We start from the raw sequence: 13156 nt of genomic DNA, 5'->3' as shown, positions 1-13156 counted from the left end.
CAAACACCTATTCTAGATAATAAAGCCAAATATTCAAATGAGGAGCAGAATCACTATAATCCTTTATTTCAGTCAACGCTTGCTCCAGCTGTACATATCTATCCAAAGCTACCAAAAATTTATTTTGCTTAGATGAGGGTGGGAGCACAAATACCTCTTGGGTGAAATTACCTCTAAGGTAATTTGCCCATGCATAAGCAGCTTCCAAATCCGAAAAACCATTCGTAACCAGATAATAAAACGGAGATACTTCTGTATCCCCAATTGAAGACTTTGTCAAATGTAAGGAATCTTTCAACGAGGGGATCACAGAATTATCTAATGAATCCACGGAAGAGATGGTAGACTTGGTTTCCAGCAATGTCACCTTAGACCCAGTATGTACTACAGCCTGCATCTCGATATCAAAATCTGGATATTTATATGGTTGATAGTGAAATTCTCCTTTAAAAAACACAACCTCCGTCCTACTATTTTCGGTGAATTGCTTTTTTGTGCAATTCAGCGTGCATGGTACTAAAGGATAGGAGTCGCCATATGAAACGGAATAGATTCTATTAGGGTCTAATCCCTTATTGATTAGATAGGAAACAATTAGTTTGGCTCTTTTTTCAGAGATACGTTGATTATAATAGTGTCCATGCTTAGAATCAGCATGATTTTTTAAATCAACCCGAACATCAGGATTTAGATGAAGAAGTTGGATTAGGTTGTCAAGTGAGCGGTAATCAGATTCTGTTAAGGTTTTTCCATTCTCAGCGGCCCCGAGCCTAGCCAAAACTAAATTTTCATTTAGTTGCAAAGGCTGTAAGATGACTTCTAAGTGAGCAGTATCCCAGACCGGAATGGTACACTCCGGGATGCTTACATATCCCGAAGCTGCTATTGAAATATGCACCAAGGAATCAGAAAATGTGAGAGGAATACTGATTTCACCCAAATCATCTGTTTTGTATTCAGTATAAGTATCGGTCTCATATAATTTTAAAACAACTAAGGTATTGTCAATAGGCTTTCCAGTACCCCTGTCCTTAACTAGCAGGACCATTGAATTTGATTGCTTAGACCGGGAGTTTAACACCCTAGTATCTGCTATATTCTTTTTAGAAGAAGAAATTCTGCTATCATCAACCGGCTTGGCTCTCTGATGAAAAGTGGGATCAAAGACAAATTTAGCTCCCAAATTACTGAGGGAATCTTTTTTGCTAGGCATATAGACTTTTTCTATTCTACTGCCCAGAGCTTGGGGTATCTCAATAAGCAAATTAGCGTTAATGAGACCTATTAAAATAAGGAAAGAATATAATCTCTTCATATAATGATTGCAAAGGATAACCTGAAAGATTTGGCTACCTGGACAGCGAGTACATTTATTTCAATAAAAACTAAAAGCCAGAATCTAAGACTGGATTAACCAAAAATTAACCCTGCTTTGAAAACATTAAGTTAGAATTTAGTTCGAAAAACAAAAGAACGCCTTATATATCTATTAATGACATGAATTTCCCTTTAAATCCGTATGTAATAACACCATTTAAACGTAGACTTAAAACTGAAATTTAGAGTATTGAACGAATTATATGTTATATGCAAAATTTTGTAAACAAAAAGAAAAGTAACTAAAAGAAAAGCTTGATAATTGTGTGGTGATCCTGAAATTCACCCTATTTAAAAAGTATAACAACAATTGAAATATGAGGATTTACTAACATTAATTAAATACAAATAAACAACTAATAATCCAACCAAATACAACAAAAGGAATAATTTTGTAAACAAAAAGAACAATCAGGAAAAACATATTCAATAAAACATTAATAATAAACATCTTTAAGAGAATTATTGAAAATATTAATTCGTATTAGCAAGACATATTTTTTTTAATTTAACTACCAAAGATTTGTCCCGTTTAAATTATTCCTTTTACCTTCGAATGAGGAATAAAAAGCAGATTAATGAAAAAAATTCTAATTGTAGAAAATGAGGATGAGTTAGCAGAAAACATCCAAGATCTTCTTAGTCATTTGGAATATGAGACCGCCCATATATTAAAAAATGCCACCGAAGTAATAGATTACCTAAAAGAAAATTCTCCTGATTTGATCCTGATGGATATCTTATTAGATGGCAACGTGGATGGAATTGACTTAACCAGGCAAATCAGGAAGTCAAAGGATATTCCAACAGTGTTTATCACAGCCTATTCAGATTTGAACTTTCTAGAAAGAGTAGCCAATGTTCCAAACGAAGGATATATTCTTAAACCATTTTCTGAGGAAAGGTTACGGTCTAGTCTATACCTTGCATTCAGGGCATTTGAGCATAAATCATCTTCTCCAAAAAAACGTACTTTACAAATCCGCGACAGAGGACATATCATATCCTTATTGGAAGATGAGATTATGTTTCTAAAGGCAGATGGGCTTTACACAAAAGTGTACACCAAAGAAAAGCAGTTTACTATGCGTGATATACTGAAAGATGTGATGAGCCACTTACCAGAAGAGCGCTTCATACGAGTTCACAAATCTTATATTGTAAATTTATCTTTTGTACACTCGATAAATTCCAAGGAACTTATCGTGGAAAAGCAAACCATCCCTCTTAGAAGAGGCTTTTTTCAGGAATTGAAAGCTAAAGTTATAGATTTCAAAGAAAGGTCTCATTAGAATAGTTTTCCGCAAGCTCGACAGCGGCACAACTTTTTTGCTCAACTAGCCATCGCAATACCTATAAAGTGAGCTGGAGTATCTCAATAGATAGGTCCAAAGCGGTTTAACTATTTTGTGATAGGTAATTCTTCAGATTCATTTCATTAAAAAAATGATACTCCTCAATCCAAATAGAAAGGCCATATGTTTTTTGGTTAACGTTTATCTTCACCTTCATAGTAAGTAAGATGGAAACTTCCGGTATACTCAACTCAGATTATAGTATTAAGCCAGTTCCTTTTTTTGGGAGTAATTCAGCCCCCAATTGTCTATAAGCTTATTCAATTTAATCCCCTTGACAATTACCCAGATTTGGGTATGTCCAAAAAATTCAGCAATCACTTGATTCCCTTCCTCTTGATGGTTGAAAAGATATTTTTCCCCGGACTTTACTGAGGTTATTACAATTTCTGGATGAATTTTACTGATTGTAGAAGCAAAACTTCTACCATAATCATATTTTCTTAAGAAGACTGCCACGAGCTCATCCTCAATATAAAATTCATAATAGCTGGTATTGAAATTTCCAATTTTAGTAACATGTCTATGCACTTTAAGTAAGGTGTTATCTTCCTTTATATGAACTTTTATCTTGGCATTCGCCAACCCTGAATTTGGCCCGATACGATCTAAAATCTCTGTAATAGAAAGTTTGGAAGAAACCTGAGTAAATTTTTCTGTTACTTGCTTAAATCTAAGTTCCTTTATCATCGTAATAGGACTGAACCTAACTAATTGTCCCATATAAAAAAAGGTAGTGTCCATTCCCTCTACAACTTTTTCCACCCGCTTATAGCCCGTAAATACCTTTCTGAAGTAATTAATCATAAATTTTTACATCTTAACTTTCTTGAAAAAACACAATCTCAAATCTACCAAGTCAAAAAACCAAACTTTAACTATTAGCATTTGAGCCTCTTAGTAGTAGGTCTTACAACTTTTTGACTGAACATCACCTTAAAAAGCATTGTGCTAAGAAAACTTCGAATAAAGCAATGTAGAGTACTATTAGCTCCAAAAGCACTTAGTCTCAAAAGAAATACATTTTTATTAGCTACAATAGCGCTAATGGAGAGATTTTTAGTTTTTGAAGTAGATTGTAAATGAAATGAGCGCTTATGGGTCGGAATAGGATTTTCCTAAGAAGAAAAAATCTACCTAGCAACAAATGGTGTAGTTTGGGTTTAAAAAAAATGGCATTTTTTATTCTGATTATACGCTTCTTTGCCAGTAGGTCACAATGGCCTCGACTTAGCCCGGCCACCGGATTTGAGGTTATTAAAGGGATTAGGGGAAAATGCGGCATACGCCGAATTTTCCCCTAATCCCCAAAAACCAAAACTAACGGGCACCGAGCGAAGTCGAGGTGGAGCATAAAGGAATTTGGCTACTGGCAGAATTGCGTTTATCCATAATTTTTTATTTTTTCTATTGATCCTATTAAAAAAAAAGGTAAATTAACGGTTATAATATGATATCAAAGTGAATCCCAAATAACCAAGGCGTAAGCATCTCTTTTTTTGATTTTAGAACCCATAGTTTGATTTTTTTTCTTAATCTATAGTTCTATGCACTTAAAGTGTGCTTTCCTAATCATTTCCTCAATCAGGCAATTCCTATTTCCTAAGAAATGAATACAAGGGTTAACTTATTTTTAAATCGTAAGCACTTCCAGATTCAGTCTGAAAAAAAGGTCATTTCCCCGGAAGCTAGAATCGGCTTAATTCTGTGTGCTTTATTAATGTCCAAGCCAGTCAACTTATTTGTATTTAAAATTACACCTATTCCAAACCTATAGATCCATGAAGAAAAAAATATTAGTTGTAGAAGACAGTATGATCAATCGTCTTATGCTTCAACGATTTCTCGAAGTGAATAATTTCCAAGTCCAAGTAGCAAGCAATGGAATTGATGCTATTGACCAGATTAATACCGATAATTTACCGGATATCATTGTGACTGACCTCAAAATGCCTTACATGGACGGATATCAATTCCTGAAAGTTCTGAGGGAGAATACAATAACAAGAAAGCTACCTATTATTGCCATATCCGCATTTGATTTACTTTCTGAAGAAGAATTGCAAGGACACACCTTTGATCTTTGTATTTTAAAGCCATTTTCGCTTGATCACTTGCGGAATGATATTTTGCAGCTCATAGATGGATATGCGGAATGCATACAAAGTAATTAATTGTACTAACAGCCGGTTACAAACTCTAAAATCAATCTGTGGACTTACTCCCCAGACTGTAGTCTCCTTTCAGCACTTATTGAATCAATTTTGAGTCTAGCAAGGGATAAAATGTTTGTATTTCTTTCGTCCTGTTTACCCCATTCTTCTCTTCTTATCTTTTCGCCAAGAACATTTTTTATGGTATTTACTAGCAACTCTGGGCTAATAGGTAAGCATAAAATAATTTTCAAACTAAAGTCGAATTTGTCGCTATCGATAATATCACTACCAAGAAATATAAAAGGAAGGTTTTGATTTTCAGGTAAGCTAATCTCTGCAACTATCTGATAAAGAGTATTTTCTGAAATATGTTTAGTATCAACAAGCACTATGTCCACTTCATTTTTAAGTAACACTTCTGCAATTTCGCTAAGCTCAATTAAACAAATTGATTCTAAGCCATTCTTCCTGAATGTGGTGTTATACGTCTTGTATAGGCTTTCTCCATCATCCAGGAGAAGAATTTTGTGCGTCATAGGGGAATACTATTGAAAAAGAGGTGCCAAGATTTTCTTTGCTTTTGAAGTTAATTTTACCCCCCAACTTCAATACCAATTCATAGACTATACTGAGACCAAGACCAGTACCTTTAATGCTACTTGCATTGGAAGACCGGTAAAAAGGATCAAAAATAAATTTCTGCTCCTTTTTTGGGACGCCAATTCCATAATCCTGAACTAATAGAACAATTGTATCTTTCTTTTTGTTTAAGGACAGGTTTGGTAATCTATCAGAAGTTTTGGAGTATTTAAGGGCATTCTCCACAATATTTTTGATAATATACGATAGCCAAGTCCGATCGGATTTCAAGTATACAGATAATTTCGGAAGTTTTAGGCAGACACAAGGATTTGTGGCATCAAATGAGAAGTTTTCCTGAAGTGTTTCTACTATAATATCATTAAAATTTAATAGACTCAAGTTGACGTTTAGCCTACCGTCTGAATTCTGCTCCATTAACAGTACGTCAGTGACCATTTGATTAAGCCTAAGAAGTTGAGAATTTATTTTATCAACGTGTTTTAGAGATTTGCTTTTAATATCCCTCTCATCAAGTTGGCCAAGAATCCGTCTAAGCAAATCGTTGCTACTGAAAATAGTTGCTAAAGGAGTTCTAAATTCATGTGAAGTCATCGCAATAAATCTTGATTTAAGTTGGTTTAGCTCTTTCTCGTTATTCAGCGTTTTATTGAGCTTTTCCAAGATCAATTCTCTGTCTGTGACATCCCTGGAAGTGGCGAGATAAGAATAAAGTTTCCCTTGGTTATTATAGAGCGGTTTCCAAATCATCTCTATCTGAATTATTTTCCCTGATTTTTTATGGGTAATGGGGATCACAAATTTTGGATAATTCTCAAAATCAATTGAGTTAGGAAGAGTAAAATGGATGTATTTGAAAAAATCTTTATTTAAAAGATCCTGAGGGAAGAAACCTGTAACTCTCTCAATGGAAGGAGAAACGTATTTTGTGTTCATCTGAAGGTCATGAAGAGAAACTACATCATCCACGTTATCGGATAATATTTTATAGAGGTTTTCAGATTCCTTATGTAAGCTTTCAGCTTTAACACGTTTTTTATTTTCATTTACCAAACCTATAAGGTTTGCATAGCTTGACATAAATGGCTGTAAGAAATCTATGTCCTCTTGTGAATACAATTTTTGTTTATTTGCAAGTCCAACCATACCGATAAGCTGCTCCCCTTTATAAATTGGTATTCCTAAAAATCTTTTGAGCTGTGGATGCCCTTTAGGCATATTTGCATTGGAGCGGATGTACTGTCCTACCTCATTTGAAATCAGGGATAAACCTGAAACAAGCACCTGACCTATTAAGTTATCCAGTTCTTTAAAGACAAACCCCTTCTCCATGTGGCTGTCTATAAAGCGTTGAGTCTCCTCGTTACATTCCGAATTTCTAATGGCATTTGAGCGGAGATAGGGGGAGCCATGCTCATCATAAAGCACTTCTCCTAAAAACCCATATTCACTTTTGGTAAAAAAAATCAGGGTAGAAAGAAGTTTTGAATATGTCTCTCTCACTTCCATTTCCATAGAAAAACTGATCTGGGTCTGATCCAGTGCTACTAGTACCTCCTCCAGCCTTATACGCTCAATTTCGGCTAGTTTACGTTTATGGATATTATATAAGATTATAGTCACTACAAATCCTCCGTTATATGGAAGTTTTTGAGAGGAAAGGCTATACCAGTGATTACCGTCTGCTTCACGAACCAACACCTCCAGGTTATCTATCTCCACTACATCAAGAATATACTCTCTTACGGAAATAGAAGAATCAGGACGGAAGACAAAATCATCTAAATTGAAATCCTGTCTGACGGCGGACTTGCCTTGTGAGATCAAAGCAAGAAAGAATTCATTAATATACAGAACCTCGAGCTTTTCCAATGAACACATAATAAGTGGAAAAGGAAGGTTTTCTGAAATAACCTTAAAGCGTTCCTCGCTTTCCACTAATTCCAGTTCTTTTGATTTAGTTCTGGTGATATCGGATAGTCGTCCATGCAGACGGAATGGCTTTCCGGACAGATCATATTCCAACCATGTTTTATTCTCAACCCAGAGGGTTTGTCCAAAAATATTAATTATTCTATACTCCAATTTTTGGCTGTCCTGGATCCAAGAATTATGGATAAATTTCTCTACCTGTGAACGATCGTCTGGATGTGCGATCTCATACCAATAGGACGGGTTATTAAAAAAATCCTCTTGCCTCAAACCAAAATTTGAAATTCTATTTGATATTAAACTATAGGATCTGGTAGATGGATTTCCTATAAATATTAAGCCTTCAACGGTATGAAAAAGTGAATTAAATGCAGAGCGGCTGTCCCTCAATTTTACCATATTAAGTTTATTTTGATGGATATCGAGAATAGTTCCTAAAAGACTTGTTTCCCCATCTACAGGCCGTTTGACTGAAATTCTTACCCAGCGTAAGCCATCATTGGCTGTTATGAGTGGAAGATCCAGAGATATTTTAAGTGTAACTCCACTAGAAAGCACTTTAAGCTCACCTAGGAAAAAATCTATAAATGTCTTTTCTATAAAGGAAAAAATAGACTTTCCAATGGATTGCTCTTTACTAAAGCCATAGAGTCTTTCCCATCCTCCATTTAGATAGATAAACCTGAAATCCAAATCAAGTTCGAAAACAACATCTCTGATATTTTCAATAATTCGTCCATATTTTTGTTCACACGCTAACTGTTGTTTTTTACTCTCGCGACTGAGCATCAAGAAGCCAAGACTTATTCCCAAATTCTTTAGGAGTATAATAGAACTATCAGAAAAGTAAGGAAAGGAGAAGCTATATTCAAAACCAAGCACACCCCAAACCCCCTTATTGACACAAATGGGTACAAGCAAACAAGCATTCATATTCCTGATACCCTGGAATTCAGCAAAAAAATCATACTTAGGGTCAACATTAGAATGAAAACATCCATCTAATAGAAGTCTTTCTTTGATTAGGCCTGTTTTAGCACTTAGAAGAATCTTTGACTTAACTCCCTTTAGTCGAGAATCAACATCTTTATTACACCATTCATAATCATAGCACATTCCGCCATTCTGGTAAGAATCCAGGCATCTGATGATGTAAGTGCAATCTAGGCGTAAGCTCTGTCCCATCTCCTCTAGAAATCTTGCAACGGAATGTTCGAAGTCATTAGAGTCTCTTAAAATCGACAAAGCCTTGCTAGTAGTAGTTAGAAGAATATCCGAATCAATCATATGGAAGGAAAATTATAACATATTTTAAATTTCATACTAGCATACCCGTAGAAGTATAGTCAACAAAAAGGAATCATTTTAATTTCGAAGAAAATGTCAATCATGACTAGAGTGTAGTTTATTCTTAATTCCAAGTCCAGAATTGATTAAAGATTAAGTATTCTGATTATCCGCAATGACGCCAGTGACCTCTTTTACTTTGCTTATCAGGCTGGGAGACCTCCCGGTAGCTATCGGGAGACGGGTGACCGAAGTACCAGCAAAGCTAGTGGTTAACCTAAATTAAGTCGCTTTATATCTGGTGCAATTGGGGATATAAATATTAAGTATTTAATTATTTCCCCTTACCAAAATAATTAAAATGTATCCAACCCGACCAATAAATGGTACAAATGAAGACCGTGAAAGTACTGGATAATCAATTAAGCACTAATCGGGGAAGGAAACTAACTTCATATACGAATATTGCAAATTTCAATCTTCTGAAATTATTCATGAAAGGAAGCTGAGATAAGTTGTATCTGATTAAAATCCAGGAGAAAACTGAATAATGGATTTAACCTTACATATTTTGCTTTTGCAGCCATGTTTTATATGACCAATCTGTGAACAGCCTTCTGATTTTAACTTTTTTATAAATCTCAATGAAGTTTCTGGCAGAGTTCTGTATTATCATATATGATTGTATTGATATACGCAATTCTGGCGGTAGCCAAATTCCATTAAGCTTCACCTTGACTTCTCTCGTTGCACGTTTGTTTTGGCTTTTAGGCAGGACGTATCATGCGCCGAATTTCCCCTCTCCTCCAATTTAAAACCTCAAATTCAGTGGCCGAGGTAAGTCGAGGACATTGTGGTCTTCTGGCAAAGAGGCGTATAATCAGATAAAATTTTATGCCTTTCTGAAATGCAAGTAGCATTCAATACTAAATCATCAAACTACATTCAGTCAAAACCAATTTTCCAGGAATCTACATACATTAGTTTTTTAAATGAAAATAGTGAACAATTATGGCAAACTATTGGATACCATAATCCAGAGATCATTTTGATTTAGTTTTTGCTGAAAATATTCCAACTTTAAATCTGCCTTTTCATAATCCTCAAATTCCCCTAAAGAAACCCTATATCTCATTGATTTACTATCGAGCGGGAGAATAATCACTTTTTCTAATAATTTAGTTTTAAGGTTAGAGGTATGTTTTTCTGCTGCCTGCAGAGTAACAAAACTTCCTGCTATCAGATAATATTTATTTTTGTGAGGGCTACTCTGGATTGAATCTTCCATACTTTTATCCTCAAACTTATGGCTCATGCGAGAATCTGATTCTTCATGTGTTTGACTAGGAATCAGCGTGGAAATAACTTCAGGAACTGTTGTATTTACTTCCATCCTATTTCCATTTTTCATATCAAGCAACGGGTATTCATAAGGTTTCGCCTGAAAACCACCCTGAAAAAACAGAATTTCTGTTCTCCTATTTAGTTGATGGTCATATTCACTGCATTTATCTCCACAATTATTGACCGGATAAATTTCTCCATATGATTCTGTAAAAATCCGGTCTCTGTTTATTCCTACACTAATCAGGTAATCTACTACAGATTTGGATCTACTCTCTGAGAGTTTTTGATTATAGGAATGCGTTCCTCTTGAATCTGCATGTGATCTAAGTAATACATTCAGTGATTGATTATCATTCAGGATACCGGAAAGCTTGATAACTGATTCACTTTCCTGCGGTCTAATAGTATACTTATCGAAATCATAATAAATATCCCTAAGTACCATTGGTGTATTTAGTCGTAAGCGCTGCAATTCAATAAATATAGTATCCACATTACTGATATTCAACTCTTTAACTTCGTAATTAAGGTAATCCTGACCGAAGACATTGATGTTTATTAGCGTATCAGCACGAGTCACAAAAAAACCCGTGGTACCATTTTCCTCTGTAAGAAAGTTCTGGTAGGTATTAAGACTTTGTTTTTGAAGTTCTACACCAATATTAGGAAGAGGAATATGAGTCTCCGCATCTTCAACCTGTATAATTATACGCCTGACTTGTTCTTCAGGAATCTTGTTAATATAATAAATATCATCCATCCCCATACCTCCATCACGATCTGATGAGATCACCTGTAATCCTTTTAAATCCTTATCAATAAAGAAAAAGAAGTCATCTTTATTTGAATTATAAGGTACCCCCATATTATGAGGAATTGAATCTATAGAGGAGGATAGCAAGGGAACATAATAAATATCCAGTCCACCTAGCCCGCCCAATCCATCCGAAGCAAAGTATAGAGTATCCTTATGAACAAATGGGCTTCTCTCTGTACCAAATGTATTGATTGCATCACCTAGAGATAAGGGCTCAGTCCAAGTTCCATCCTTATCTAATACCATCTGGTATAGGTCCAATTGACCACTACCGCCAGTATAGTCAGCAGCAAAATATAGTTTTTGATTATCTGCATCCCAAAATGGGTCAGTAAGAAAATTAGTCGGTGTATCAGTTATTAATCTGGCATTTTCTGTACCCTGAGTTTCCCAGGTAATCTGAGGAATTATCTCTTCTAACATTCTATGCTTGGCAGGGCCTTTCTTTGGTGTGCTGGTAATAAACAAGTAAATACTATCCCTACTCAGTGGCCCAGCATGTAGAGGGAAATTGAAATCTGAAGATGGATGAATCTCTTGAAGATCTCTCTTCATAGAATCATATCTACCTTCATAAATCTGTAAGAAACCATTTCCTGTCCAATCATATCTACTTGATTTATAATCCTTGGATTTAGCACCATCCTTTGGCTCAGAGAACCTATCAGTGACAAAATACTTCTGAGTCCCGAAAGCGGAATATGCAAATTCTGTATAGGTAGTATTAACCTCTTTGAATGGTATGATTTCGGAAGTGGAAGGGGAATTAAGGATAGATTTTGCTTCCCATGCGGATTTGTATAACATCTGCCATCTAGGCGAAGATGTCTGATCCTGCTCCAATGAAGCAAGCGAAGATAATGCTTGTTTAGCCTCTTCAAATTTAGAATTTCCAATAAATATCTCTGTGAGGTCATAGTAATTTTCTACACCCATATCTCCTCCTTCCCTATACCATATATACCAAAATTCAGCTTCTTTAAACTCTCTCTTTTTCAGATGTGAGGTTGCAAGTCTAAGTGCTAAATAATGGCTAGGGCGTTTTTCAAAAACTTTTTTATAATTCTCTATTGCGGGATCATATTCAAATAACCCGAATTGCTTATCAGCCTCTCTTTGAATGGATTTATAGGAAACGCAGCCACAGAGGGATAGAAGACAGACGACATATGCTATTAAATTTTTCATTATAGACTAATTAAAAATACCTAGGCGACTTCAGTCTGGATCTAGGTGAAGAGATCATATATCCCAGTGAAAATTCATGTGAATTGAGCCTGCTCCATTGTCCGGATACTGGAAGGTCGAAAGCATACCCGAACCTAAAATTCTTCCGAACAAAGATTTCAGCCATTACCAGAAATGCAATTTCTTTCTGAAGGCCAATATCATCCACTCTATCAAAAAAGTTGAAACTTCTTCTATAGCCTAGTCCCAAACCCAATAATTGGTCATACTGTAGAAATAAATTTCCATCAATACGTGTCATGGCCTTGAGATCATCCAACAGAAATAGACTAGGTTTAAGGGAAAAATATCCATTAAGATCGATTAGTGCCCCCGCTGTAAGGGAATAGGACCGTTTTGGTTTAACAGCCAAATCAACATTTTTTATTTGAAGTATATTTTCAAGTGCGTGATCTATAGAAAAGCCTACATAGAATCTGTCCGAATAATACAATAAGCCAATGTTCAAATCAGGATATATCACACTTTCACCGGTGCCTATCAATGAAGGATCTGCAGCAACAGTTGGATCATATTTTTCTGATTTAATCCTATAGTTTACAAAGCCTACCCCAGCACCAAAACTTAAAAATGAATACTCTCCTACCTGGAGATGGTAAGCACCATTAAAATAAAGTGATTGGGTAGTTTGCAGGCCAAGCTGATCAGAAGAAGCGACCACTCCTAATCCGATATTATGAAGAGGGATTATTCCGTCAGCTGCAATTCCAAAAGTACTCGGCGCACCTTCCAGGCCAGCCCATTGTTTTCTATAGAAAGTCTGAACGAATACGTCGTTTTTATATCCAGTATAAGCAGGATTGATGTAAATGGGGTTGAACAGGTATTGACTATACTGTGGCACCTGCTGAGCAGACCCCTGGAATATAACTATCATTAAAACCACTACCGATAGAAGAAATTTGAAAATAGCAGAATAAAAAAGGACTTTTAGTAAATGTCCTAACAGTTGAATAATCCTTAATACCAGGCCGGAACCATAGCTTAATAAATGGGGATCAAGGACTGAATTAAAAATAAATCTGGATTCCATAATG

The 13156-nt window shown here is 35.5% G+C and carries 8 protein-coding genes; 2 read left to right on the top strand and 6 right to left on the bottom strand.

The genetic code is table 11. From position 1 onward, the window contains the following. Positions 1-7: 7 nt before the first annotated feature. Positions 8-1213: an OmpA family protein gene (locus QOL76_RS18340; RefSeq protein WP_283414416.1), complete on the bottom strand. Its 1206-nt coding sequence runs from the start codon at positions 1211-1213 to the stop codon at positions 8-10. Positions 1214-1955: 742 nt separating this feature from the next. Here QOL76_RS18340 and QOL76_RS18335 point away from each other — a divergent pair. Next, entirely contained in the window at positions 1956-2669 is a 714-nt protein-coding gene (locus tag QOL76_RS18335; RefSeq protein ID WP_283414415.1) for a LytR/AlgR family response regulator transcription factor, read from the top strand. Between the two features lie 267 nt (positions 2670-2936). On the opposite strand, the gene QOL76_RS18330 is transcribed toward QOL76_RS18335, so the two are convergent. Beyond that, positions 2937-3539: a hypothetical protein gene (locus tag QOL76_RS18330; protein WP_283414414.1), complete on the bottom strand. Its 603-nt coding sequence runs from the start codon at positions 3537-3539 to the stop codon at positions 2937-2939. A gap of 974 nt (positions 3540-4513) precedes the next feature. On the opposite strand from QOL76_RS18330, the gene QOL76_RS18325 reads away from it, so the two are divergent. Continuing rightward, the gene (locus tag QOL76_RS18325; protein WP_283414413.1) at positions 4514-4906 is read left to right on the top strand and encodes a response regulator; all 393 of its coding nucleotides are present in this window, start codon (positions 4514-4516) and stop codon (positions 4904-4906) included. A gap of 44 nt (positions 4907-4950) precedes the next feature. On the opposite strand, the gene QOL76_RS18320 is transcribed toward QOL76_RS18325, so the two are convergent. The 4 genes from QOL76_RS18320 to QOL76_RS18305 all read right to left on the bottom strand — a co-directional run bounded on the left by QOL76_RS18320 (position 4951) and on the right by QOL76_RS18305 (position 13152). Next, positions 4951-5424, bottom strand: coding sequence for a DNA-binding transcriptional response regulator (locus QOL76_RS18320; RefSeq protein ID WP_283414412.1), 474 nt, complete (start codon positions 5422-5424; stop codon positions 4951-4953). Further along, positions 5396-8707: a PAS domain S-box protein gene (locus tag QOL76_RS18315; protein ID WP_283414411.1), complete on the bottom strand. Its 3312-nt coding sequence runs from the start codon at positions 8705-8707 to the stop codon at positions 5396-5398. The genes QOL76_RS18320 and QOL76_RS18315 overlap by 29 nt, the downstream gene beginning before the upstream one ends. A gap of 1009 nt (positions 8708-9716) precedes the next feature. Beyond that, positions 9717-12059 carry an OmpA family protein gene (locus QOL76_RS18310; RefSeq protein WP_283414410.1) on the bottom strand — a complete coding sequence of 781 codons (2343 nt, stop codon included), beginning with the start codon at positions 12057-12059 and terminating at the stop codon, positions 9717-9719. 10 nt (positions 12060-12069) lie between these two features. Beyond that, positions 12070-13152 carry a PorP/SprF family type IX secretion system membrane protein gene (locus QOL76_RS18305; protein WP_283414409.1) on the bottom strand — a complete coding sequence of 361 codons (1083 nt, stop codon included), beginning with the start codon at positions 13150-13152 and terminating at the stop codon, positions 12070-12072. Positions 13153-13156 lie beyond the last annotated feature (4 nt).

The sequence above is a fragment of the Algoriphagus winogradskyi genome, from assembly GCF_900182815.1.
In the GTDB taxonomy this organism is placed as follows: Bacteria; Bacteroidota; Bacteroidia; order Cytophagales; family Cyclobacteriaceae; genus Algoriphagus; species Algoriphagus winogradskyi.
The sequence above is the reverse complement of the archived record's forward strand: the minus strand, read 5'-3'. Positions and strand labels throughout refer to the sequence as shown.